The organism is Thiomonas sp. FB-6, assembly GCF_000377645.1.
GTDB lineage: Bacteria > Pseudomonadota > Gammaproteobacteria > Burkholderiales > Burkholderiaceae_C > Thiomonas_A.
Map to the genome: position 1 here is coordinate 1 of NZ_KB898478.1, position 25,145 is coordinate 25,145.

Annotated in this window: 19 protein-coding genes and 2 pseudogenes; 13 read left to right on the top strand and 8 right to left on the bottom strand. The window is 70.8% G+C overall.

Translation table 11 applies throughout. The annotated features are described in order from the left end of the window. On the bottom strand, positions 1-576 hold a 576-nt coding region (locus D466_RS21185; protein WP_018913318.1), incomplete at its 3' end, for a Glu/Leu/Phe/Val dehydrogenase. 260 nt (positions 577-836) lie between these two features. On the opposite strand from D466_RS21185, the gene D466_RS0108665 reads away from it, so the two are divergent. The 5 genes and pseudogenes from D466_RS0108665 to D466_RS23280 form a co-directional block, all read left to right on the top strand. Beyond that, positions 837-1,754 (top strand): LysR family transcriptional regulator, encoded by a 918-nt coding sequence (locus D466_RS0108665; RefSeq protein ID WP_018913319.1) that lies wholly within the window; start codon positions 837-839, stop codon positions 1,752-1,754. Between the two features lie 116 nt (positions 1,755-1,870). Next, positions 1,871-2,251, top strand: coding sequence for a rhodanese-like domain-containing protein (locus D466_RS0108670; protein WP_018913320.1), 381 nt, complete (start codon positions 1,871-1,873; stop codon positions 2,249-2,251). A gap of 152 nt (positions 2,252-2,403) precedes the next feature. Then, positions 2,404-7,434, top strand: a complete 5,031-nt coding sequence (locus D466_RS22755; RefSeq protein WP_081629894.1) for an EAL domain-containing protein — start codon at positions 2,404-2,406, stop codon at positions 7,432-7,434. 223 nt (positions 7,435-7,657) lie between these two features. Beyond that, entirely contained in the window at positions 7,658-8,020 is a 363-nt protein-coding gene (locus tag D466_RS0108685; RefSeq protein WP_018913322.1) for a protocatechuate 4,5-dioxygenase subunit alpha, read from the top strand. Further along, positions 7,957-8,450, top strand: a pseudogene (locus D466_RS23280) (protocatechuate 3,4-dioxygenase); the annotation flags it as partial. The gene D466_RS0108685 and the pseudogene D466_RS23280, both read left to right, overlap by 64 nt. An 18-nt stretch (positions 8,451-8,468) precedes the next feature. Here D466_RS23280 and D466_RS0108690 read toward each other — a convergent pair. Together D466_RS0108690 and D466_RS0108695 are read right to left on the bottom strand one after the other, a co-directional pair. Next, positions 8,469-9,008, bottom strand: a complete 540-nt coding sequence (locus D466_RS0108690) for a VOC family protein (RefSeq protein ID WP_018913323.1) — start codon at positions 9,006-9,008, stop codon at positions 8,469-8,471. Between the two features lie 33 nt (positions 9,009-9,041). Next, positions 9,042-10,481 (bottom strand): cytosine permease, encoded by a 1,440-nt coding sequence (locus D466_RS0108695; protein WP_018913324.1) that lies wholly within the window; start codon positions 10,479-10,481, stop codon positions 9,042-9,044. A gap of 313 nt (positions 10,482-10,794) precedes the next feature. Between D466_RS0108695 and D466_RS0108700 the strand changes: the two genes are divergently transcribed. The 6 genes from D466_RS0108700 (at position 10,795) to D466_RS0108725 (ending at position 16,730) form a co-directional block, all read left to right on the top strand. Then, positions 10,795-12,027 (top strand): nitrate/nitrite transporter, encoded by a 1,233-nt coding sequence (locus tag D466_RS0108700; protein ID WP_018913325.1) that lies wholly within the window; start codon positions 10,795-10,797, stop codon positions 12,025-12,027. A 34-nt stretch (positions 12,028-12,061) separates the two neighbouring features. After that, a complete protein-coding gene (locus tag D466_RS0108705; RefSeq protein WP_018913326.1) occupies positions 12,062-12,697 on the top strand; it encodes a cysteine hydrolase family protein in 636 nt (211 codons plus the stop codon). Beyond that, positions 12,690-13,613, top strand: a complete 924-nt coding sequence (locus D466_RS0108710) for an SDR family oxidoreductase (protein WP_081629895.1) — start codon at positions 12,690-12,692, stop codon at positions 13,611-13,613. Before D466_RS0108705 ends, D466_RS0108710 begins: the two co-directional genes overlap by 8 nt. A 13-nt stretch (positions 13,614-13,626) precedes the next feature. Next, positions 13,627-14,982 carry a Rieske 2Fe-2S domain-containing protein gene (locus D466_RS0108715; protein ID WP_018913328.1) on the top strand — a complete coding sequence of 452 codons (1,356 nt, stop codon included), beginning with the start codon at positions 13,627-13,629 and terminating at the stop codon, positions 14,980-14,982. Then, complete coding sequence (locus D466_RS0108720; RefSeq protein ID WP_018913329.1) at positions 14,969-15,505, top strand: aromatic-ring-hydroxylating dioxygenase subunit beta; 537 nt, start codon at positions 14,969-14,971, stop codon at positions 15,503-15,505. The genes D466_RS0108715 and D466_RS0108720 overlap by 14 nt, the downstream gene beginning before the upstream one ends. Positions 15,506-15,722: 217 nt before the next feature. Next, the gene (locus D466_RS0108725) at positions 15,723-16,730 is read left to right on the top strand and encodes an AraC family transcriptional regulator (RefSeq protein ID WP_196803451.1); all 1,008 of its coding nucleotides are present in this window, start codon (positions 15,723-15,725) and stop codon (positions 16,728-16,730) included. 16 nt (positions 16,731-16,746) lie between these two features. Here D466_RS0108725 and D466_RS0108730 read toward each other — a convergent pair whose 3' ends face one another. The 5 genes from D466_RS0108730 to D466_RS0108750 form a co-directional block, all read right to left on the bottom strand. Beyond that, complete coding sequence (locus D466_RS0108730) at positions 16,747-18,291, bottom strand: indolepyruvate oxidoreductase subunit beta family protein (protein ID WP_018913331.1); 1,545 nt, start codon at positions 18,289-18,291, stop codon at positions 16,747-16,749. Continuing rightward, positions 18,288-20,516 carry an indolepyruvate ferredoxin oxidoreductase subunit alpha gene (locus D466_RS0108735; RefSeq protein WP_018913332.1) on the bottom strand — a complete coding sequence of 743 codons (2,229 nt, stop codon included), beginning with the start codon at positions 20,514-20,516 and terminating at the stop codon, positions 18,288-18,290. Before D466_RS0108735 ends, D466_RS0108730 begins: the two co-directional genes overlap by 4 nt. A 15-nt stretch (positions 20,517-20,531) precedes the next feature. Continuing rightward, the gene (locus D466_RS21195; protein ID WP_018913333.1) at positions 20,532-21,530 is read right to left on the bottom strand and encodes a transporter; all 999 of its coding nucleotides are present in this window, start codon (positions 21,528-21,530) and stop codon (positions 20,532-20,534) included. Between the two features lie 40 nt (positions 21,531-21,570). Then, on the bottom strand, positions 21,571-22,353 hold the full coding sequence (locus D466_RS0108745) for a cyclase family protein (protein WP_018913334.1): 783 nt from the start codon (positions 22,351-22,353) through the stop codon (positions 21,571-21,573). Between the two features lie 67 nt (positions 22,354-22,420). Next, positions 22,421-24,022: an NAD(P)/FAD-dependent oxidoreductase gene (locus D466_RS0108750; protein ID WP_018913335.1), complete on the bottom strand. Its 1,602-nt coding sequence runs from the start codon at positions 24,020-24,022 to the stop codon at positions 22,421-22,423. Positions 24,023-24,318: 296 nt separating this feature from the next. Between D466_RS0108750 and D466_RS25125 the strand changes: the two are divergent. Both D466_RS25125 and D466_RS25130 read left to right on the top strand, forming a co-directional pair. Beyond that, a pseudogene (locus tag D466_RS25125) lies at positions 24,319-24,792 on the top strand (AraC family transcriptional regulator); the annotation flags it as partial. Between the two features lie 79 nt (positions 24,793-24,871). Further along, complete coding sequence (locus tag D466_RS25130; protein ID WP_018913337.1) at positions 24,872-25,126, top strand: helix-turn-helix domain-containing protein; 255 nt, start codon at positions 24,872-24,874, stop codon at positions 25,124-25,126. Positions 25,127-25,145: the final 19 nt, after the last annotated feature.

Consider the following 25,145-nt stretch of genomic DNA (forward strand, 5'->3'; position numbering starts at 1 on the left):
CACTCCGGTTGCCGTGCCCCCGATGTTCATCGAGTACGTGTCCATCATCCACGCCATGATCTGCGGGTTGGTGTTCACGTCCGGCGCCGGTATGTCCTGCTGCGGCCCGATGATGATCCCGATCTCGCTGGTGTAGCGCCGCGTCATGCGCTCCAGCTCCTTCCTCGACAGCTGCCCCGGGTCCACCCGGATCCCGCCCTTGGCTCCCCCGTAGGGCAGCCCCACCGCCGCGTTCTTCACCGTCATCCACGCTGAGAGCGCCATCACCTCTTCCAGCGTCACGTCCGGGTGGTAGCGCACGCCCCCCTTGCCCGGACCCCGCGACAGGTTGTGCTGCACCCGGAAACCCTCGAAGTGCCGCACCGAGCCGTCGTCCATCTCGATCGGTACGTCCACGATCAGCGCACGCTTGGGCCGCCGCAGCGTCTCCGCCCAGCGCGCCAGCGGGCCCAGGTACGGAACCACACGGTCCACCTGCGACAGATAGGTCTGCCACGGGCCTTCCTGGCTCGGCGCAAAGGAAAGCGCCTGGGAACTCGCAGGCGCCGATTCATGTTGTTTCAAGGTTTCACGCATATTCACGATAACGTATCCTTCACGCTTTCGGGCCGGCGGAATTCTCGTGGAATCCACGGCCCCTGATTCATTTGCACAAGGCGCCCTCGCGCCGCCGTGCATTCGACCGCCGCAGATCCTAGGGGAGCGAAACAAACCGGGCAAATGCCGTTTTTTGATAACGTTATGCAAGTTTTGCATGGATTCGGCGCGACCCCGGCTCCTAGAATGCTCGCGCATGCCTGCGCGCGGTCCGCCGCGCCTCACGCGACGGGAGCACCATGGACACCAAGTGGCTCGAGGACTTCATCACGCTGGCCGAGACGCGCTCCTTCTCGCGCGCGGCGGAGCTGCGCAACGTCACGCAGCCGGCCTTCTCGCGGCGCATCCAGGCGCTGGAGGCCTGGCTGGGCTCGGCGCTGGTCGACCGCACCACCTATCCCACGCGCCTGACGCCCGCCGGCGACGTGTTCCGCGCGGAGGCGCTGTCGATGCTGGCGCATCTGTCGGAGACCCGCACCCTGCTGCGCGGCCGCGAACACATGGACGCGGAAGCGGTGAGCATCGCCATGCCCCACACGCTGTCGCTGGGCTTCTTTCCCAGCTGGGTGAAGCAACTGGAGCAGGGAGTGGGGCGCTTGAGCACCAAGGTCACCGCGCTGAACGTGCACGATGCCGCGATGACCCTGGTCGACGGGGGCTGCGACCTGGCCATGGTCTACCACCACGCCAGCCAGCCGGTGCAGCTCGACCCCACGCGCTTCGACATGCTGCCCATCGGCGTGGAGTCGATCTACCCCTATGCCCGCTGCGACGAGCAGGGACGTGCGGCCTACGAGCTTCCCGGCACGCCCGGCCAGCCCATCCCCTTCCTGTCCTACGCGCCGAACGCCTACCTGCGACGCATGGTGGATTTCATTCTCGCGGGCATGGCGTCGAAACCCCTGCTGGAAATACGCTGCGAGACGGATATGGCCGAAGGGCTCAAGGCCATGCTGCTGGAAGGACATGGATTGGCCTTTCTGCCGGAAAATGCGGTGCGCCGGGAAATCGGACAGAAACTCCTGGCCTGCGCCGGACGCGAATATTCGATGCAAATGGAGATTCGCATTTATTGTGAATGCCGGAGAAACACCAAGGAGAAAGTCAAGGCGATCTGGCAATCCCTTTCGGAAGGCGCCGGGCAGCTCCGGGCCTGAGCCGGCCCGGGCCGGTGAACAAGCGGGCGCGGCCCTCGCCGATACACCACGCCGTATAGTCCGAGTTCCGCGCCACAAGCGTGCGCGCCGCCGATCCCCTGCCCCACGGAGCCCCCATGAAAACCGCCCACGACCTGGTCAGCGCAGCCAAGGCGCGCATCACCGAAATTTCCCTGGATCAGGCCGCGCAGGCCGTGCGCGAGGCCGACGTGCTGCTCGACGTGCGCGAGGCCGACGAATTCGCGGCCGGGCATCTGCCCGGCGCCGTGCTGGCGCCGCGCGGCCTGCTCGAATTCAAGCTCAGCAGCACTCCGGAGCTGAATGCGCGCGACCTGAACGTGGTCGTGTACTGCAAGACCAGCGGACGCGCCGCGCTGGCCGCCGCGGTGATGCACGACATGGGCTACACCCACGTGCGCTCCATCGCCGGCGGCTTCGACGCCTGGGCCGCGGCGGGGCTGCCGGTGGTCCGGCCGCAGCAACCGGCCTTCGAATGAATCCCGAGCTGTGCCAGGCCCGACTCGAACACCTCTCCAGAAATCCAAAGACGCAACCGTCATCCATTCGGCAAAACCCGGTACTTTTTGGCGAAGTGCCCGGGCCTCGGCACGCTAGGATGATCTAAGCATCCGCGTACCCACCGAACACCATGGCAGCCCCCCCGATGGACCCCGCACGGCCTGCCGACCCAGGCGCGCGGGGGCTGGCCGCGCGCGTGCTTCTCAACGTTGCCGTGGCCTTGGCCTACCTGGCCCTGGCCGCCTTGCCGGCGGCATGGTTCCCGGGCGCCTCGCCGCTGTGGCCGCCTGCGGCGCTGGCCGCTTTCGCCGCCCTGCGCTGGGGTGCGGCGGCGATGCCCGGCGTATTCCTGGCCTCGCTGATGGCCAACGCGCTGGCCTCGCGCCTGGGCCTGGGGCCGGCGCTGCTGGCCTCGGCGGGCAACGCGCTGGCGCCCCTGCTGGGGCGCGCGGTGCTGCGCCGCCTGGGCGGCTCCGCCCAGGCGTGGTGGGAGAGCCCGCGCTCGGTGCTGGCCTTCCTGCTGTCCATGGGGCTGCTGCAATCCCTGGCGGCCGCCTTGATCGGGGTGGGGGCCATGGCCTGGCTGGGCAGCCTGCAGGGCCCCGCGGTGGACACCATCGTCGACTGGGCCATCGCCGACGCCAGCGCCGTGGTCATGCTCACGCCCCTGCTGCAACTGGGCCTGCGCAGCCGCGCCGCGCCCCGCCCCCCGCTGTCGGCCCGGCGCGCGCTGCGCATCGCAGGCCTGTTCGCGCTGGTGCTGCTCATCTGGGCGCTGGCGGCCGGCGGCACGTTGCTGGCCAACGCCCAGCGCACGGGCCTGCTCGGCCTGTTGCTGTTTCCCCTGATCGGCTCGGTGTTCGCGCTGGACGCGCTGGTCACCGCCGGCCTGCTGGCCTTCAGCTTCTGCCTGCTCACCGGCTCGGCCGCGCTGGGGGTTCCCATCGTGGAAGCGGCCTCGTCGGCGCAGACCATCGTGGGCCTGGAGTTCTTCCTGCTCGCGGTCGGCGGCGCCGTGCTATTCGCCTCCTCGCTGCAACATGCGCATCGCGCCACGCTGCAGCGCCTGCAGGCGCAGACCTCGCAGCTCGACGCGCTGACCCGCGAACAGGCGCGCCACCTGGACGAGCAGCAGGACCAGTTCCGCGGCCAGCTGCGGCGCTTCTCCGAGCTGGCGGGCATCCTGTCGACCATCGGCCAGGTCATCGAGCGGGCGCACGACGACGTCGAGCTCCTGCAGAAATTCTGCGAACTCATGATCGGGCTGCAGGGCGTGAGCCTGGCCTGGATCGGTCGTCCCGACGACGCCGGGCGCTTTCGCGTGCTCGCCAAGGCCGGGCCCGCGCAGGCCTACCTGGACGGCATCCGCATCGACGTGGACACCGCGAGCCCCTACGGACGGGGCCCGGCGGCGCGCTCCTGGCGCACCGGGCATCCGACCTACGTGCAGGACGCGCGCGGCGACCCGGCGCAGGCGCCGTGGGCCCAGCGCATGCAGGCCTTCGGCCTGTACGGAAACTCCAGCGTGCCGCTGCTGCGCGGCGGCCGCCCCTGGGCGAATTTCAACCTGTACCTCAACGTGCCCGGCGGCTTCGACCCCTTGCTGCAAAAGGTCGCAGAGCAGATCGCCGCGGACATCTCCATCGGCCTGGACCGGCTGGACGCGGTGCGCCGCGAGCGCGAGCAATCGCGCGTCAACGTGGCGCTGCTGTCGAACATGACCGTGGGCGTGAACGTGGTGCGCTACCCCGAGCGCTTGGTGGAGCACGCCAACGCGCGCCTGCTGCAGATGCTGGGCACCGCCGACCTGGCGCAGTTGCAGGCACGCCCCGCGGCCGAGTTCTACGCCGACGCCGCCGAGGCCGAACGGGTCGCACGGATGGCGCGCGAGATCCTGCACTCCGGGCGCGGCTCGCTGCAGGGCGTGCGCCATCGCCACGTGGACGGGCACACGGTGATCACCGACCTCAGCGGCGTGCGCCTGGACCTGGGCGACGGCGCGCAGCGCATCCTGTGGACCCAGATCGACGTCAGCGAACGCCACCAGCAGGCCCGCGAACTGCGCCAGACCCAGGGCGTGTACCGCGCACTGGCGGCCGCCAGCGACTCCCTGCTGCAGGGGGCCACCGAGGCCGGCATGATCGCGCGCCTGTGCCAGAGCCTGGTCGACGGCACCGAGTTCAGCGCCGCCTGGCTGGTGCGCCCGGACGAGCACGAGCACATGGCGGTGCTGGCCAAGGCCGGCGAGCAGGCGCGGGACATCGCCTGGATCGACACCCAGCGCCCCCGCCTCGACGACCCGCAGGCGGCCGCGGCGCGCGCCTGGCACGCCCAGGCCAGCGTGACCCAGGAGCAGGCACCGGGCGAGCCGGCGCAGGCCTGGGCCGCACTGCTGGCGCTGCCCGTGCGGCGCGGCGGACAGCTGTGGGGCGTGCTCACGCTGACGGCGCGCACGCCCGGCATCTTCGACGCCACCACCCGCGGCGCCTGCGAACAGGTGGCCGCCTTGCTGGGGCACGGCCTGGACGAACTCGACCGCAAGAACACGCTGCAACTGCTGCAGGACACCGAAAGCCGGCGCGCCCGCACCGATGCGCTCACCGGCCTGCCCAACCGGCTGGCGCTGGACGAGTTCCTGCCCGGCGCCATCGCGCGGGCCGAGCGGCGGGGAAGCCTGCTGGCCGTGGGCATGCTGGACCTGGACAACTTCAAGCCGGTCAACGACCGCTACGGCCACGCGGTGGGCGACGTGCTGCTGCAAAAGCTCGCACGCGCGCTGCGCCTGCGCCTGCGCGGCGGCGACTTCCTGGCGCGCCTGGGGGGCGACGAGTTCGTCATCGTCTCCGAGGACCTCGACCCCCTGCACGCGCTGCAGGACCTGGCAGCCGCGCTGGAGCGCCTGCACGCGGCGGTGGAGGCGCCCTTCGACCTCGGCGAGGGGCGCAGCGCCCAGGTGGGCATGACCATGGGCCTGGCCCTGTGCCCGCGCGACGCCCGCGAGCCCGACGGGCTGCTGCGCATGGCCGACGCCGCGATGTACGCCTGCAAGACCCACAAGCACGACCGCAGCTGCTGGTGGCGCGTGGGCACCGCGGAGGTCGAACGCGATCCCGATTTCTCCCGCGAGGCGCCGGTCGACGCCTTCGGCGCGGAATCGCGCACCCTGCTGACCGCGCTGGACGAGCGACTGCTGCGCACGGCGGCGGCGGATTTCGGCAACACCTTCTACGACACCCTGGCGCGCGACGAGGAACTGGCCGCCATCCTGCGCTGCCTGTCCGCCGAGGAGCTCGAGCGCCTCAAGCGCAGCCAGGGCGAGCACCTGCTGCTGCTGCTCGGCCCGGGCACCACGCGCGCGATGCTGGAAGCCAAGGCGGCGCAGCTGGGCCAGGTGCATGCGCTGATCGGGGTGTCGGGTGCGCGCATGGAGGAGGCCTTCGCGCTGTACGAGGACCTGCTGCGCACCCAACTGGAAAACGCGCTGATCTCCTCGCGCCAGCGTTACCGCGTGCTGCGCGTGGCCACCTCGCGGCTGCGCCTGGACGTGCAGATCCAGCTGTCGGCCATCGACCAGACCACCTCGCGCTATTTCGCGCAGTTGCACCCGCCGCTGCGCGAGCGCACGCGCTGGGTGGACGTGCTGCCCGAAACCCTGAAGGCACTGGCCGAACTGCCCGGCGTGCTCGGCGCGGTGGTGTTCCGGCCGGACGAGCACGGGGTGTTGCGCGAGGAGGCGGCCGCGGGAGCGCACAGCCAGCGCCTGGTCTCGGCCCTGCGCGAGAAGTCGCTGTATCCGAACCTCAACCCCCGGCCGGGCCTGGAGCGCGGCCCGCTGGCCAAGGCCTGGTTCATGCGCGACTTCCAGGTAGTCGACGCCTATCTGCTCGACCAGCGGCTGCTGCCCTGGCATGGCCTGGCGCGCGAGTTCGGCTGGCGCAGCGCCGCCACCGTGCCCATCGCCCACGGCGACAACACCGACAGCGTGCTGATGCTGTTCGGTGCCTTTCCGCACCAGTTCTCGTCCAGCTGGGCGCGCTCCTGGCTGGGGCTGCTGCGCGCGCGCATCGACGCGCAGTTCGCGGCCACCGCGCGCAACCACCAGCCGGTGGACCCCGAGATGGTGCGCCACTTCCGCGAACTGCTGTACGGCGACGGCCTGCGCATGTGGGTGCAGCCCATCGTCGACCTGCACAGCGGCGCCGTCACCAAGGTGGAGGCCCTGGCCAGGCTGCGCGGCGCCGACGGCAGCGTGTACAACCCGGGCGAGTTCCTCGCCGCCTTCGGCGAGCAGGAACTGCACGCACTGTTCCGCCAGGGCATGGCCCAGACCCTCGAGCACCTGCACGCCTGGCGCGAAGCGGGCCTGGACGTGGAGCTGTCGCTGAACCTGCCGCCGCAGACCCTGTTGCACGAACAGTGCGCCGCGTGGATCGAGGAGGCGTTGCGCCGCGCGGGGGTGGCCGCCACCCACCTGAGCCTGGAGGTGCTGGAGAGCGACGGCCTCGACGTGTCGCGCAGCGACGAGGCCATCCACGCCATCGGCAGGCTCGGCGTGCGCCTGGTGCTCGACGACCTCGGCTCGGGCTACAGCAGCATCACCCGCCTGGCCTCGCTGCCGGTGGACACGGTGAAAATCGACCAGGGGCTGATCCGCCAGCTGCCCAAGGACCCGGTGCGCACCATCCGGCTGCTGGCCGCGCTGGTGCGCATCGGCCAGGAATTCGCGCCCCACACGGTGATCGAAGGCCTGCAGGACGACAGTTTCGTGGAGGTGGCGCGCCAGCTGGGCGCGCGCCTGGGCCAGGGCTTCGCGCTGTCGCGCCCGATGCCGGCGGAGGACTTCCTGGCCTGGAGCCGCGAACGCGGCGCGGGCGGCGAGGACGCCGAGGCGCCGTTGCGCACCTGGCCCGGGGCGCTGGCCTGCCTGTGGATGGGCGCGCGCGACCCGCAGCGTGCCCGCCGCTCCGCCGGCGCCGGCGCCGAGGACTGTGCGCTGGGACGCTTCCTGCGCGCGCAGGCGGTCGCGGACGCCCGGGTGCTCGGCTGGTACGAGGAGTTCCGCGACGCCGTGGACCCGCAGCGAGCGGAGCGCGCGACGGAGGAGCTGCTGCAGTGGATGGCGCAGCGCATCGTGCTCGAAGGCGCGCAGGCTGCGGCCTGAGCCCGAGACCCCGCGTCGGCGCTGCGCGGCGGTGCGTCAGCGCGCCTGGCGCGCGTCCACCTGCTGCCTGAAGGCGCGCGGCGAGCTTGCACGGCGTCACGCCGCCCACAGCACGCAAGTGGCTGGGCCGCTACCTGGCCGAGGGCGAGGCGATGCGCTCGCTGGCGGAGAACTACGTCGGGCTGCCCTTCTGATCCACACGGGATCGAGCCGGAGAACGAGCATGCAGAAACCACGGACCATCGAGGGCACGACCCTGTTCGACGGCGCGCAGGCCCGCAAGGGCTACGCGCTGAACAAGATGTGCTTTTCCTTCAACGACGCGGCCAACCGCGCGGCCTTCCTGGCCGACGAGGACGCCTATTGCACGCGCTTCGGACTCGACCCCCGGCAGCGCGAGGCGGTGCGCCGGCGCGACGTGCTCGCGCTCATCGAGGCCGGGGGCAATGTGTACTACCTGGCCAAGCTCGCCGGCATCTTCGGGCTGGACGTGCAGGACATCGGGGCCCAGCAGACGGGCATGAGCAAGGAGGCCTTCCAGGCGCGCCTGCTCGCGGCGGGGAGCAGGATCTTTCCTGGCATCTGATCGAGCGCCTGATCGGCGCCGACTTCGACCTCACCACCTTCCAGGAAATGCTGGTGGACCATGCCTTCACGCTGCCGATGAAACTGCTCTGGCCCGACGGCGGCGCTCCGCCCGCGGTGCCGCTGTGCATCAATACGGTGCAGTTTCCCCTGCCGAGTGCGCGGCGCGTATGGGCGCTGGGGCAGGCCCTGGGCGAGGCCATCCGCGCCTGGGACAGCGACAAGCGCGTGCTGGTGCTGGGCAGCGGCGGGCTGTCGCACCAGCTCGACGGCCGACGCGCCGGATTCATCAACAAGGACTTCGACCAGCGCTTCATGGGCAGCCTGGTGGAACAGCCCGACTGGGCGACGGGGCCCGCCTGGTGCACCGGAACTACCACATCCCCATCTCCAAAACCGCCGCCGGCGCGATGGCCCTGGCGGCCGCCTGAGCCGGCCCCGGCGCCGTCTCAGGCACGTCCGTACAGGGCGACGTCGGTGCCGTCCATGAAGGGCAGATGCCCGTACTCGACCAGTTCCCACTGGTTGCCGAAGGGATCGAGGAAGTAGTTCACGCGCAGCCCGGCGCAAGGCCCGTCGTCGATGACGATGGGCCCGTCCATAACGGCCACGCCGCGCGCGCGCAGGAAGTTCAGCGCGGCGTCCAGGTCGCGCACCTTCAGCGCGATGTGGCTGGCGCCGAGGTCGCAATTGCGCCGCGGCTGCGTGGCGGCGTCGGCCGGCAGCTCGTAGCGGAAAAGCTCCAGCATGAGGTTGGTGCCCAGCGCCATCATCACCAGGGTCAGCCGCGCCCCGGCCACGTTGAGATGGGCCAGGGTCCAGTCGCGCCCGTCGGGCATGCGCGGAAGCTCGCGCGCGTCGAAGGGCCCGAGCCGGTACAGTTCCACGGCGCCCAGCACGTCGCGGTAGAAAGCCACGCCGTGCTCGAGATCGGGCAGGGTCAGGGCCACGTGGTCGACGTGCATGAGTCCGGGCAGGGTCTCGGCCATGGAAGGTTCTCCGGTGGATGATCCAGCGTCCCGTCAGGACAGGCCGCGCGCGCCGCCGAGCACCGCGACCGGGCGGAACACGGTCAGGCGCAGCGCCGGGTACAGCAGCAGGCACAGCACGAGGGTGGAGAAGAACTCGACCGGCACGTAGCGGTTAAGCACGTAGTGCGACAGCAGCACCGAGGCGACCACCGTGCACACGCCGGCCCAATTCACGCTCTCGACGCGCTCGAAAGCATCGGCCCGGCCGGCTCCGACCAGGCGGCGCACGAGGAAATAATCCACCACGATCACACCGGCGAAAGCCGTGGTCAGCACGCCGAGCATGGTGATCCAGGAATTCACCAGCGCCAGGATGCGCCCGTACAGCATCAGCAGTCCGATCACGTTGCCGAGGATGACGAAACTCAGCCGCCCGGGACGCCAGCCGAAGGCGTCGAACAGGTTGGACAGGGACAGCGAAGCGCTGTAGGTGTTGAGCACCTGCGCCTTGCTCTGGGCCAGCACCATGAGCAGCGCGCCCAGGGCTCCGCCGAACACGATGAAGGCGGCGGTGATGCTGTCGGGGCTGTGCAGCGCGGCCTGCGCCGCGGCCTGGCGGGTCATGCCGTCGGTGTGCATGTAGAAATCGATCAACGCCGGGATGCCCGCGTACATGATGATCCCGCCCAGCGAAAGCATGACGATGTCCATCATCACGTTGCCGATCAGCGCGGCCACGCCGATGTCCCGCGAGCTGCGTGCGTAGCGCCCGAGATCGGCGTCCACCAGCGCCAGCGCGCCGGCCGAGCCGATGAGCACGTTGACGCAGAACACGAACTTGCCCATCGGCGTGGTCGCGCCCATGGCCTGCAGCGCCTGCGGCGGGAACTGCGAGCCGAAACCGAGCAGCTCCGCGCCCGGATGCGCGGCCGCGGACACCACGACGTAGGTGATGTAGGCCAGCACCGCGAGAAAGGCCACCAGGGTGATGGAGGACACGCGCGCAACCAGCGCGAAGCCGTAGGCCGTCAGCAGCACCCAGGCCAGCGACAGCAGGCCGTAGATGACGATACGGCTGGTCAAGGTGTCGGACAGGTGGAAATAGAACAGGAAGCCCTTGTACAGCAGGGCGTTCTCCAGCGCCAGGAAGCCGATGATCATGAAGGCGAAGATCAGCGAGGAGATGATCGAGCCCTGACGCCCGAAGCCGAAGTGGCGCGACATCACCGTGCTCGACAGTCCCGATCGGTGCGCCACATGGCCGCAGGCCCAGCCCAGCAGCGCGCCGACCACGGTGACGAACACTCCGGCGGCCAGCGCGATGCGGTAGCCGGCGACGAAGCAGACCAGCGCCCCCAGGAACAGCTGCACCAACGAGGTGACGATGCCGGCCGTGTTCCACGACAGCGCCAGCCAGCCCTGGCGCGCATGATCGGGGACGCGCTCGAGGGCATGGTCCTCGATCGCGGTACTCAGCTGCGTCTCGCTCATGCCACGTCTCCTTGCTCGTCGTTGTATCGAGGCATTGTGGGCAGCGCGCGCGCGGCCGGTCTAGCCAGTTCGCGCAGGAGCCCAGCCGATTCGCGCATAGCCGGGGGCACGGCCGACACGCCGGATCGGGGTCCTCCCTGAGCCTTGCCGGAACTGGACAAGCAGCCGGGCCCGCGGGCCGAAGCTGGATAGAAATCCCCGCGCAGCGCTCCAAGAATGGCCGCCAACCCGGTCCGCAGAGTCGGTCGGGCCATCCGGTCGGCCGCGGCGCCGATTCCCCTTCGCGCAGCATCATCCTCCCAGAGGTCCGCGCATGAACACCATCGATCCGAGCGTCCTCGTCCCGCCCCGGGTGCGCACCTGGCAATCCTTCGCCCTGCTGATGGCCGTGCTCGGCGAGGTGTTCCTCGCGGGCGACTGGTACGGTTTCGCGGCCGTGATGCCGCTGGTGTCCAGGACCCTCGCGCTGAGCCCGGCGCAGGCGGGCTTCGCGCAAGGGGCCTTCGCCATCACCTATGCCGTGGGCATGGTGCTGTGGTCGCCGCTGGGGCGGCGCATGTCGGCGCGCTCGCTGTTCGCCATCGGCCTGGTCGGCTCCGGCCTGGGCATGATGCTGCAGGGCCAGGCGCACGACTACGGCACCCTGCTCGCGCTGCGCTTCGTCATCGGCTTTTTCGATGCCGCGGTGTGGGTCGGCACCATGAAGCTGATCGTCGGCTGGTATCCCAAGAAGCACCACGGTGCGACCATGGGCGCGCTGCTGGCCGCCTTCAGCCTGGCCATCACCCTGGACTTCGCGGTCGGCGTGCCCATGTCCACCCACTACGGCTGGCAGGAATTCTTCCGCTGGCTGGGCGCGGCCACCGTGGCCTGCGGGCTGCTCGGCGCCGCCACGCTGAAGGGCGGCCCCCGTGACCTGGGCCACAAGGACTTCCAGTGGGACCTGGCGCCCGCGCACGCCGCCGCGCAGGCCTCGACCTGGTCGGTGCTGCGCAGCAAGTGGGTGTACGTCGGCGCGGCGGCGATCTTCGGGGACCTGTTCGCCATCTCGGCCGTATCCACCTGGGTGGTTCCGCTGTACATCGAGGTGCAGAAGATGCCGGTTCCGCTCGCGGCGGTGGTGGGCTCGGTGATGGGTCTGTCGCAGGTGGCGGTTCTGCTGGTCGGCGGCTGGCTGGCCGACCGCGTGCCCCGCACCGCCCTGCTCAAGATCGGCGCCCTGCTAGCCATGCTGTCCGCCCTGGGCTTCACCGTCGCGGCGAGCACGCAACTGGCCTGGGGCGCGATGCTCGCGCTGGCGGCCTTCAGCGGCATCGTCGTGCTCAGCGGCGGGGCGATCTTCAGCCTGGTGAGCGAGGCCTACGGCGAGACCCTGGCACCCACGGCCATCGGCTTCGCCGAACTCGGCGGCATCGCCTCCAGCTTCGTGGCGCCGGCGCTGATGGGCCTGATCATCGGGGCCACCCACTCCTTCGCCTCGGCGTTCGGCGCCTTCGCGGCGGTGGAGGCCGCGGTGCTGGTGGTGCTGCTGGCGATCGCCCGCTGATGCGAGGCGTGCGCCGAACCACCGGAGCCGCTCGATGAACCTTGCCCTGCTGACCCGCCGCGGCACCGCCGTGCTGGCGCTGCACTACCAGAACGAGGTGCTGCACGAGGATGGTCGCATCCGCGTCGGCCTGGCGCCCGGGGATCCGCGCCGCGCCGCGGTGATCGCCGGCGCCGCGCGCATGCTGGCCTGGGGGCGAGCGCACGGACTGCCCTTGGTGTTCGTGCGCATCGCCTTCCGCCCCGGGCACGTGGACGTGATCCGCAACTGCAAGGTGTTTCGCGACGTGGTGCGCCTGGATGCCGCGGTCGACGGCACCTGGGGCGCGGAATTCCTGCCGGCGCTGGCCCCGCGCGCGCAGGGTCCGAGGGAATTCACCATCACCCACCAACGGGTCGGCGCCTTTCACGGCACGCCCTTGCGCGACCTGCTCGACGCGCTGAAGGTGCGGCGCCTGGTGGTGGGAGGCGTGTCCACCCATTCGGTGGTGGCCACCAGCGTGGCTGCCGCGGCGGACGCCGGCTATGAAGTCGCCGTGGTAGCCGACGCCTGCGCCAGCGCCGACCCTGGGCTGCACGACTACGCGCTGCGCAGCATGGAACTGGTGGCCGAGGTGTGCAGCATGGATCAACTGGAGGGCCTGCCCGCGGCAGGCGAAGGACATGACTAGGGACCCGGACGACGAGGCGCCGGCGCCGTCGCAACCATCGCCGCCGCCACCGTCGCCCGGCACGGCTCCGGCCCCCGGGGCGGCCGGGCGCGCCCGCTTCGACTATGCCGGCGCCGTCACCCTGGTGACCGGCGGCGCCACCAGCCTGGGCGCCGCCATCGCCCAGGCGCTGCACGCCGCCGGCGCCGCAGTGTGGATCGCCGACGTGGACGAAGCCGCGGGCGACGCGCTGGCCGACACCTTGAACGCCCGCCGCGCCTCGAGCGCCTGGTTCCACGCCACCGACGTGGCCGACGACGCCAGCATCGCCGGCTGCATGCGGCGCATCGCCGCCACCCACGGGCGCCTGGACCTGCTGGTGAACAACGCGGTGGTCTACCTGGACTCCGGCATCGCCTCGCCGCGCGAGACCTGGATGCGCGCGCTGGGGGTGAATCTGGTGGGCGGCGCGCGGGTGCTGGCGTCGGCGCTGGAGCTGCTGGAGACCTCCGCCACGCCCGCGGTGGTGAACCTGTCCAGCGTGGCCGGCAAGTTCGGCCAGCGCGGACGCGCGGTCTACCCCGCCTGCAAGGCGGCGATCCTGCAGCTCACGCGCAGCCAGGCGGTGGATCTGGCGTCCCGGGGCATCCGGGTCAACGCCATCACGCCCGGCTGGACCTGGTCCACCGCGCTGGCGCGCCAGGCCGGCGGCGACCGCGCCCGCGCCGACGCCGTGGGCGCGAGGCTGCATCCGCTGGGCCGCGTGGGCGACCTGGCCGACGTGGCCCGCGCCGTGTTGTTCCTGGGCTCCGACGCGGCCGGCTTCATCACCGGAATCGACCTGCCGGTGGACGGAGGCTTCTCCGCCCTCGGGCCCGACCAGGGGCGAGCACCCGCGCAATGGTGGAGCCCGGAGCCACAGGCCGACGAGACCTGATTCCACAGGAGAGATGCAGATGAACCTCGATCCCATCGCGCTGCAGGACATGGTGCGCCCGGACAGCGTGCACAAGTCGGTCTACACCGATCCCGACGTCTTCCAACTGGAGATGCGGCGCATCTACGGCCGCGCCTGGATCTACGTGGGCCACGAAAGCCAGGTGCCGCGGCCCGGCGACTTCGCCACCACGCGCCTGGGCGACCAGGACGTGGTGCTGGTGCGCGGCGCCGACGGCCGCGTGCACGTGGTGTACAACCGCTGCCCGCACAAGGGCGCGAAGATCGTGCCCGACGGCTGCGGAAACGTGGGCAAGTTCTTCCGCTGCCCCTACCACGCCTGGACCTTCCGGCTCGACGGCAGCCATCTCGCCGCGCCGCTCAAGCAGGGGCTGGAGGGCACGTCCTTCTGCGCCACCAGCCCGGAGTTCTCCATGACCCCGCTGGCCCGGGTAGAGTCCTACCGCGGCTTCGTGTTCGCCAGCCAGGCCGCCTCGGGCCCGGAGTTGCGCGAGTTCCTGGGCGGAGCGATCAGCTCGCTGGACAATTTCTGCGACCGCTCGCCGCAGGGCGAGGTGGAGGTCGCCGGGGGAACGTTCCGGGTGCTGCAGCGCTCCAACTGGAAGGTGTTCTACGAGAACCTGCACGACACCATGCACGCGCGGGTCACCCACCAGTCCTCGGTGGACGCCGCCCGCGAGGAATGCGAGGCGCTGGGCGAGCGCCCCTTCGAGCTGCTGATCATGGACGGCAACGGCGAGCCTTACGAGTTCTGGGAAAAGCTCGAACTGCGCGCCTATCCCTTCGGCCACGGCTACATGGAAGGCATTTTCGACCCCTCGGCGGCCACGCGCGACCCGGTTTCGAAGGCCCACTTCGAGGCCCTGGCCGCCGTGCACGGCGAACCGCGCGCACGCGAGATCCTCGGCATGAACCGGCACAACACCGTGCTCTACGGCAGCGGCTCGCCGCACACCGTGTTCCAGCAGTTCCGCGTCATCCGCCCCCTGGCGGTGGACCGCACGCTGGTGGAGATCCAGCTGTTCCGGCTCAAGGGCGCGCCGGACGCCGTGTTCGAGCGCGCGCTGACCTACGCCAACCTGATCAACTCGCCCTCGTCGAACGTGATGCCCGACGACGTCGAGGTGTATGCCCGCTGCCAGCAGGGCAACGCCACGCGCGGCGGCGAATGGGTCAGCATGCACCGCTACCACGGGCGCGATCGCGCCCTGCCCGACGGCATGGTGTCGACCAACGGCACCAGCGAACTGCCGATGCGCAATCAATTCGCCGCCTGGCGGCAGTTCATGCTGGATCCCGAGGACACCCTTCGCGCGGACAACCAGGAGTTGCGCCATGAAGCTGCTTGACCGAAGCTTCGACGTCGAGCTCCGCCCCGCCTCGGGCTCCAGGCTTTCGTCCGAGGCGCTGCGCTCGGTCGAGCAGTTCCTGTACCACGAGGTGGCGCTGCTCGACGACCGCGAGCTCGATGCCTGGCTGGATCTGTGGGCCGAGGACGGGCGCTACTGGATTCCGCGCTTCGAGGGCCAGGCCGACCCTTTCGGCCAGATCTCGCTGTGCTGGGAGGACCACATGCTTCGCCACACGCGGGTACGACGCCTGGCCAACCCGCGCAACTGGTCCCAGCAGCCCCCGGCGCGCTGCTCCCACCTGGTGGGCAACGTCAGCGTGCGGGGGCTGGATGCCGAGGGCTGCCTGATCGTGCGTTCGAGCCTGCTCTACACCGAATGGCGCCTGGAGCAGCGCCAGTTCGCTGCCACCGTGCACCACAAGCTGCAGGCGCAGCAGGACGGCGCCTGGCGCATGCGCCTCAAACGCGTGGACCTGGTGAACTGCGACGCCATGCTGGGCAACCTGGAACTGTTCCTCTGAGCCTTGGCGCACCACGCCGGTGCCTGGCACGTTCCATGCTCCTAGCGCAAATACCTAATTGCGTCGGGACGATCCCTGAAGTATTTTAGATATAAAGGAATCGGCGGACGTCGCGTCCGCCGAGACAGGGTTCTCGTCGGACGGATTGCCGGAGCAGCGGATGGATGGGTGCGTGCGTGCGGTCGGCCGCGGGGCCGGCGTCGTGGATGCGTCGAGGATGTACGGACACCCAGTGTTCCGTTGCTCCGACCTGCGCGCCTCGCAGCCCTACCTGCGCCAGGCCATCACCGAGCATGAACTGCGCTGGGGCGGCGGCGAGGTCGATGTGGCCCTGTTCGCCATGCAGGCGCGGCAGCTTCGCCTGCTGCTGCTGCGCTACGGCCCCGAGGTGGAGGTCGAACCGCTGCATTTCGACGACTTCTCCCTGTTGCAGGTCCCGCTGCGCGGCGAGACCGAGATCGATTGCGACGGCCACCGCCAGCGCCTCGTACCCGGGCAGTCGGCCCTGGTGTGCCCGCGCAAGCGCCTGCGCGTGCTGTGGAGCCGCGGCTGCGAGCAGTTGATCATCCGCGTGCCCAACGCGCTGATGCGCCACGCCGCCGCGGGCGCCGGAGCCTGGGCGGGACAGGCTTGCGCGGCGGCCGACATGCCGGCGCCGCTGACCCTGGTCGACGGCGCTTCGTCGCGCACCTGGAACGCCCTGCTCGGCTCGATCATCGACGTCGCGGCGGACCGCGGAACCCCCGCCGAGGCCCACCCCGCCTGGCAGGATTACCACGAACTGGGCATGGCGGTGTTCCTGCATACTCTGCGCAGCGGCGACGACCGCAGGGGCAGCGCGCCGCCGCACCCGGCGTGCGCCCCCCTGCCCCTGGGCGGCGGCTGCGCGCGCGGCGACCTGGCGCCGGCGGTGGAGCGCTATGTGCGTGCCCGCATCTGCGCCCCCATCGCACTGGAAGACCTGGCGCGCGCCGCGGGCGTGAGCCCGCGTACCCTGCATCTGCACTGGAAACGCCAGTACGGGGTCGGCCCCATGGCCTGGCTGCGCAACCTGCGCCTGGACATCGCGCGCCAGCGCCTGCGCGGCCTCGGCGACGCCTCCATCACCGACGTGGCGCTGGAATGCGGCTTCGGCCACCTGGGGCGCTTCTCGGCCTATTACCGCGAACGCTTCGGCGAACTGCCGCGCGAGACCGCGGCCGGCCGGGTCCGGCGGGCCGCCTGAGCTGGCGGCACCGGGCTCAGCCCAGGCCTTCGAGCCCCTGATCGAAGGCCTTGCCGGAGGCGTCGGCCAGCGCGAGCTCGAGCAGCTCGGCCACGCGCTGCGCCGCGTCGGGACGGCCCAGCAGGCCGGCGCCGGCGGCGAGCAGGCGGTCGAAGCGGCTGCTGCCGCGCGCATGGGTGTCGGCATAGCCCTTGACCAGGCGGCGGCAACGCAGCAACTCCACCGCCAGCGCGTAGTCCTCGCGGGCCACTCGCTGCACCGTGTCCAGCCAGTGGCGCAGGTGCTCGCTTTCCTGGGCATGGCGCAGGCTGCCCCGGCGCCACCGCCGCAGCCCCGCCAGCAGGCGCAGCTGCAGGTAGCCCCCGAGGCGCATGGTGTGCAGGCGACGGCCCTTGCGAAACAGGCGTTCGCCGATGCGCCGCATGCGCGGCGACGCCAGCACGCGCCGGCCCAGCGCCTGCGGCAGCAGGCCGGCGATCTCCTCCAGGCGCGGATGCAGGTATTCCTCCACCCCGACCACGTCGTCGGAGCCGGCGTCGACCTCGCCGCGGATGCGCGCGAAGCGCTCCTCGCGGCTTTTCAGCTCGGCCACGCGGATGACGTCGTCGTAGGACATGGCCACCGCGATCCAGTGCGCGGCCTCGCGGCTGAGCGCATGGCCGGCGCGCCGCGCGGCCTCGCCCGCGTCGAGCGCGACCAGGCAGGCCACCGTGTCCAGGTAACGCACGGCATGGTCCAGGTCCTGGAAGTCCAGCGTGCGCTGCAGGCCCTCGCCCAGCATGTCCCAGGCCTCGGCGGGGAAGTCGCGCCGGATGCGATCCAGCAGGGGCTGCATGCGGGCGCTGGCAGCGCGATCGGGCAGCGCCCGCGGCGCGGTGACCATGGCGTCGGCGGCGAGCACCTGCGGCGCCGGCACGTCGCGCGCGCAGGCCTGCCCGGCGCGCAGCGCGCGCAGGCTGGGCTCCACGCCGACGCCGCTGTCGCGCACCACGGCCTCGAAGTCCTCCGGCTCGAAGGGCAGCGCGCCGCTGCCGGCAAGGGCTCCGAACAGGCTGGCGGAAATCACGCTGCCTGCCTGCACGGCCAGCGCCTGCATGTCGTCGGCGACCAGGCGTTGCGCGCTGGCGCGCACCTGCTCGATCACGCGCCGGCCGTCGGCCACGCCATTGCCCGGCACCATTTTCTCGGCCACCGCGAAGGCGCGGTGGGTGCTGGTGATCACGGTGGTGCGCGCGGGCGTGATGAAGCCGCGCTGCGCGGCGCGCCCGGCCTCCATCAGCTCGGCGGCGATCAGCACGTCGACATCCCCCGGCACCGGCATCTGCGCCAGCACCGGCGTGCGCCCCAGCGGGTCGGGCGGCACGAGTTCGATGTAGTAGATCGTCGCCCCGGTGCGCTGCGCCACGCCGGCCACCGAGGTGGACTGCGCCACCCATCCCCGCCGCTCCGCCAGCGCGACGATCCAGTCGACCAGCACGCCGCCGCCCTGCCCGCCCAGGGCCATGACGGCTACGTGGATCGGCGCCGGCTCCGGCACCGCATCGCGCGCGAGGGCGTTCATCGCGCCACCTGCGAGGGGAAGGTCGACGGGTACACGGCCAGGCGCGAGCGCCGCGCGCGGGCGCGGCGCTGCAGCCAGCCGATCAGCGCCGTCTGCGCGCGCCGCCAGGCAGCTTCCCAGGCGCCGGGGTTGTGCACCTTGTGCGCCTTGTAGAAGGAGGGGCACAGCACCGCGGCGTCGGCCGCCTCGCCGCAATGCCCGCAGGCCACGCATTGCTCGTCCACGCGCGCCACCGGGTCGGGCTTGAGCGCGTCGCCGCTGGGTGCCAGGGTCAGGCTGGGGCAGCCCGACACGCGCATGCAGGCGTGGTCCCCGCTGCACACCGCCGCGTCCACCCCGAAGCGCTCGCGCAACTCGCGCCGGCCCTCGCGGATGGCCGCGGCCTTGCGCGGGCGCTCGCGACGCTGGCGGTTGAGCATGCACTCGCTTTGCGCGATGATGACCTTGGGCCCGGCGTAGTCGGTTCTCAGGGCTTCGCGCAGCACCTCGCGCATGCGCGCCACGTCGTAGGTGCGATCCACCGTGCGCACCCACGTCACGCCCACGCCGCGCACCGCCTGCTCGATGGCGTGCATGGTGCTGCGATGGGGATTTTCGACGCGCGAGGAAGGGATGTCCTGGCCGCCAGTGGCGGCCGAGTAGTTGTTGTCGACGATCACGAACACGTTGTCGTGCTGGTTGAACACGGCGTTGCCGATGCCCGAGGCCAGCCCGTTGTGCCAGAAGCCGCCGTCGCCCATGAAGGCCACGGCGCGCTTGCCCGCGCCCAGCAGCTTGCCGGCGTTGAAGGCGGAGGCGCTGGAGGCCCCCAGGCCGTAGCCCATGGTGGTGGCGCCGATGGAAAACGGCGGCATGATCGAGAACAGGTGGCAGCCGATGTCGGCCGACACGTGGTGCTCGCCGAGCTCGCCCTCGACCAGCTTGAAGGACGAGAAGATGGGTCGCTCCGGGCAGCCCACGCACAGGCCCGGCGGGCGCTGCGGCAGCAGGCTCCAGTCGGCGACGGGGGCGGTGACGGGCGCGGGTTCGGAGTTCGCGGCCACGGCCCCGTTCATGCGCCGCGGCAGCCCCAGGGGAACTTCGGCGGCGAAGGCCGCCGGGTGGTGGCGCTCCAGGAAGCCGCGCAGGCCCTGCTCCACCACGGCGACCGTGTAGTCGCCGCCCAGCGGCAGCAGGTCCTTGCCGTGCAGCGCGACCTGCACCTCGTTGCGCCGCAGGATGGTGTTGAGGTTCTGCTCCAGGTAGTCGGGCTGGCCTTCCTCGACCAGGCACACGGCCCGCTTGCCACGGCAAAAGCGCAGCACTTCGTCGTCGACCAGCGGATAGACCGCGTTGAGCACGTACAGCGGTACCCGGCTGTTGCCCCACAGGTCGGCCAGACCCAGGCGACGCAGCGCGCGCAGGGTGTTGTTGTACAGCCCGCCCGGCACGATGACGCCCAGGTGCTCCAGGTCGCCGTCGAAGACCTCGTTGAGCCCGCGCTCCTGGATGAAGCGCACGGCGGCCGGCCAGCGCCGGCGCACTTTCTCCTGCTCGTGCAGGAAGGAAGCCGGAGGCAGCACGATGCGCTCCAGATCGCGCCGCGGATGCTCCAGCGCCTCCTTGAGGCTGTAGGCCGGACGCCGGTTCTCGGCGGTGACGAAACTGCCGTGCAGGTGACAGGAGCGGATGCGCAGTTGCAGGAACACCGGCGTGTTGCTGGCCTCGGAGAGCTCGAAGCCGTCGTGCACGGCCTTCACGATGCTCGGCAGGTTCGGGCGCGGGTCGAGCAACCACATCTGCGACTTCATGGCGAAGCCGTGGGTGCGCTCCTGCATGATCGACGAGCCCTCGCCGTAGTCCTCGCCGACGATGACCAGCGCGCCCCCGGTGACCCCGCCGGAGGCCAGGTTCGCCAACGCGTCGCTGGCCACGTTGGTGCCCACGGTGGACTTCCAGGTGACCGCGCCGCGCACCGGATAGTGCACCGAAGCGGACAGCGCCGCGGCCGCGCCGGCCTCGCTGGCGGCGGGCTCGAAGTACACCCCCATCTCCTCCAGCAGCGGCTGGGCGTCGGACAGCACGTCCATCAGGTGGGAGATGGGTGAGCCCTGGTAGCCGGTGACGTAGCCGACACCCGCCTCCAGCAGCGCCTTGGTCACCGCCAGGATACCCTCGCCGCGGAAGGTCGTGCCGGCGGGAACCCGCAGCTGCTCGACCTCGCGGGCGAATGAACGTTCTGCCATCGCGCGCCGTCCTCCTCAGAAGGGATGCACCCAGTGCACGTTGAGCACCGTGCCGCGGACATGGTTCTTGGCCTGCACCTGGTCGTACAGGTTCACGAACCACATGTTCCGCTCGTTGGCCTGCCAGTACAAGCCGGGGCCGATGGCCAGCACCTCGGCCTTGCCGGTGTCGCCGTAGGGCATGGCCACCGGCGTGCTGCCGGTCTTCCAGTCATAGCTGTCGTTGGTCAACTGCTGGAAGTAGTAGCCGTTCAGCCCCACGTGCAGCTGCGGGTTCAGCGCGTACGAGCCGGTGAAGTTCACCCACATCGCCTGCCCCGCCTTGGAGCTGGTCAGGCCCAGGTGGGCCGGGTCGCGCGGGTTCTTGTTGGACAGGTTGTACAGGTAGTTCAGGCGCCAGCTGATCTCGGTCTTGGGCGTGGGCAGCCAGGTGCCCGACCAGTACGGGTTGAGCGACCAGAAGCCCGAGCCGGGGTTGATGTCGGTGTTCGAGCTGTACTGCCCGGTGGGCACGATTACGTCGAATTCCACGCGCTGCGAGTACACGGGGCGCCCGCCGCTGATCACCGGGTTGAACTGCAGGTAGGCCCCCAGCGTGAGGTCGCCCACGCCGTCCTGCGAGTCCAGCGTGGTCGGCGAGCCCGCGCCGAAGGAGGTGTTGAAGTGCAGGATCGGCAGCAGCCCGGTGAAACCCAGGTGCGCGTCGCCACCGAAGAAGGTCTTGTCGGTGGTGTAGGCCAGCTGGTTGAGCATCAGGAACACGTCGATGCTCGGGCTCTTGAAGCCCGGCGACTCGTTGCCGTTGTTGTCGTCGATGCGGTCGTAGTGCTGGTACTGGTAGTAGCCCAGGTAGGCCAGCCCCGGCTTGGTGGCGCCGAAGCCGTCGAAAAAGCTCGTGCCGCCGGTGTTGATGCCCGCCGGCTCCAGGTTGCCGGCATGCGCGGCGGGCAGCGCAAGGGCCGCCCCCAGGAACAGCGCGCCGGTGGCGAGCTTGTGGAAAATCTTGGTAGTCATCGGCTTGTCTCCTTGAGTTGTTTTGTCGGGTTTCGCGGCTTCAGTCCTGCACCAGCGCCAGGACCCGCAGCGGAGAGCCCGAGCCCTGCTCGATCTTCAGGGGCGCGCTGAGGATCAGCGCGCCCTTCGGGGGCAGCTGGTCCAGGTTCTTCAGGCACTGCAGGCCGTACTTGTTGGCCCCGTGCATCAGCGTGTGGCAGGGATAGGGCAGCGGCCAGGCGTAGGACTGGCCGGCGTCGGTGTTGATGGTCTCCACGCCGAAGCCCTGCACGTCGCGCTCGCGGATCAGCCACTCCACGGTCTGCTGGGTCGGCCCCGGGGTGTGCGCGCCGTCCTCGCGCATGTTCAGGAAGGCGGCCGGGTCGCTCACCCGGCGCGACCAGTCGGTGCGGAACACCAGCCAGGAGCCGGCGGCGATGCGCCCATGGCGGGCCTCCCAGGCCTGCAGGAAGTCCACGGTGAGCAGCCAGTCGGGATCGGCGGCGACCTCGGCGCTTGCGTCGACCACGCAGGCCGGCGCGATGAATCGCCGCGGTTCGATGGTGTCCACGGTGTTGGCCGCGTGGTCCTTGCCGGTGACCCAGTGGGCCGGCGCGTCGAAGTGCGTGCCGGTGTGTTCGCCGCAGGAGAAGTTGTTCCAGTACCAGGCCGGACCCTGCTCGTCGTAATGGCTGATGCGCTCGCGCTTGAAGCCCCACACCTGGCCGAACTGCGGGGGCAGCTGCAGGGGAGGGAATTCCTCGTTCAGGGTCTGGGTCAGGTCGACCACGCGGATCGAGCCGGCGGCCAGGGCGGAGGCGAAGGCGGAAAGTTGCTCGGGCATGCGTGTCTCCTCGTCGGAAGGGTTGAGAGTCGTGGGGTCCGGCCTCGGGCGGCTTCGGGCCGCGGCTTCAGTGCCGGCCCAGCAGGCTGGCCACGTGAACGCCCGAGGTTCCGCCCAGGCCCGGACCGGGGTGGGTGGAGGCGCCTATGTGCCACAGGTGCGCGATGGGCGTCTCGTGGTTGCGCTGCCCGCGCAGCGGGCGCCACAGGAAGGATTGGTCGAGCCCGCAGTCGCCGCCGTAGGGATCGCCGCCGACCAGATTGATGTTCAGGCGCTCCAGGTCGGCTGGGGACAGCACGCTGCGCCCGAGGATGCTGGCGGGCAGGTTCGGCGCGTGGCGGGCGACGGCCGCGAGCACCCGGTCGGCGTAGGCTTCGCGCAGCGCCGGGGTCCAGCCCGCGGCGGGATCCACGGCGATCTCGCCGGCCGCGTCGCCGCGCGGCTCGCGCGGGCATTCGGGCAACTGGATCCACAGGATGTAGCGCCCCGCGGGTGCTCGGCTGGGGTCCACCGCGGTGGGCTGGGCCACGCAGATGGTGGGATGCGCCGGCAGCAGCCCGCGCTCGGCTTCGTTGACGGCGCGCGACACGGCGTTCGCCCCGCCGCTCAGGTGCAGGTAGGTGGCGCTGCCCAGTTCCGCGTCGGGCCAGCGAGGCGCCTCCGACAAGGCGAGGTGGATCTGCATGTTGCCCTTGCCGTAGCGGTAGGCGCGCGCCTGTTGCAGCACCTCGGGCGGCAGCGTCTGCTCGGACAGCAGGCGCAGGTACAGCTGGGTGGGCGTGACGCTGCACACCACGTCGGAGGCCAGCAGTTCGCGCCCGTCACGCAGGCGCACGCCGCGCGCCCGGCCGCCCTGCACCAGCACCTGCTCCACGTCGGCGCCGGTCTCCAGGCGTCCGCCGGCCTGCTCGATCAGACTGCGCAGCGCGCGCACCGTGCCGGCGTTGCCCCCCTTGACCAGGGGCATGCCCACGGCCTCCAGCGTGAAGGCGACCACCTTGTCCATCAGCGCCGACACCGGAGAGTCCGGGCCGAGTCCGGTGTGCAGGGTCCATGGCGCCAGCAGTGCGGCGATCGGCGAATCGACATCGCCGAAGGCCCGCTGCAGCCAGGCGCGCGCCGGCTCGAGGGCGGCGCCGAAAAAGCCCGACAGCGGCAAGGCGCCCTGCTTCCAGGCCTTGCGCGCGAGCAGTTTGGCGGTGGGCCAGCGCCACAGCTCCTGGCCCAGCAGGGCGAACACGAGTTCCGCGTTGTCCTGCACCTCGGCCATCGCCGCCGCGTAGGCGGCGCCTGCCCCCGGCCGGCAGGCCTCGAAGGCCTGCACGTTGCGCTCGCGCGAGGTGGACAGCACCAGGCTGCGACCGTCGGGCAGCAGCACCCCGGTCGGAGTGTCGTTGTTGCAGTATTCCATCCCCGCCTGGCGCATCGCCTCGCCCAGGGCCGCGTGCGCCGGGCCGACCACGAACAAGGGGTGCGCGGTGGACAGGGTGTCGTGCGCGAAACCGGGCAGGGTCAGCTCGTCGGTGCGGATGCAGCCTCCATGCACCTGCTCGCGTTCGAGCACGTGCACGCGCCGCCCGTCGCGCGCCAGCAGCGCGGCGCAGACCAGGGAGTTGATGCCGCTGCCCACGAGCAGCACGTCGACGGAGCGGGAGCTTGGGGTTTGCATGCCGGGAATGCTGCCGGGTCGGCGAGAAAGACACTATCCGCAAAGCGCGCATCGGGTACCTCGCGGCATCCGATTTACGCAGGAATATCGCGAACTTCTCGTTGACTAGGGATACCACCTAGCCCGACGCCGGAGGGCTGATGGATACTTTCCCAAGACTCAGCCCACGCAGGTGCCGCCCGGCGGCGCCCCGCCCGCGCCCCATGGAACTCTCCGCACCGACGGCCGCCAGCGGGCTTCCGCTGGATGGCTTTCCCTTCCTGCGCAGCAGCGACCCCGAGGAGGTCAGCCTGCGCATGGGCGCCGTGTTCTCGCCCCATCGCCTGGCGCTCGGCCCCGGCCGGCAGGCGCTGCGCGTGCGCCACAACCAACTCGCGCTGGGGGAGATCTCGGTGAACGCGCTGGCCTACGAGGCCGATGTGCTGATCGATCCGGGCGCGCGCGGGGACTTCTACATGGTGCAACTGCCCCTCAGCGGGCGCGCCGAACTGCACTGCGACGCTCAGCGCGTGGGCGTGGACGACCGCACCCTCAGCGTCCTGCAGCCGCATGCGGTGAGCCTGATGCGCTGGAGCAAGGACTGCTCGATGATCCTTCTGCGCGTGCCGCGCGGCGCGGTGGAGCGCGAGGCGGACCACCACGCCGGCGCTGCCGCGCCGCGTTTCGCGCTGTCGCGCAGCCGGCAGGATGCCGAGGTCGACGCCTGGTGGCAGGCCGCGCTGGACCTGATCCTGAACCTGGACCGCCACGCCGAGGCCTGGATGCGCCACGCCGCGGCGCGCGCGCGAGTACATCCACGCCCATCTGGACCAGGCGCTGAGCCTGGGCGCCATCGCGCGCGACGCCTGCGTGAGCCCACGCACCCTGGAAACCGCGTTCAAGGGCCATTTCGAGTTGTCTCCCCTGGCCTACGCGCGGCGCCAGCGCCTGCTGGCCGCGCGCGCCGCGCTGCGCGACCCGACCTGCGAGTCGTCGGTGACCCAGATCGCGCTGGCCCACGGCTTCGTGCACATGAGCCGCTTCGCGGCCCAGTACCGCCAGGCCTTCGGCGTCAGCCCCTCGGACACCTTGCGAAGTAATCGTTTAGGTGTCAACCATTCTTGACTAAAGGACTTCCGCGTGC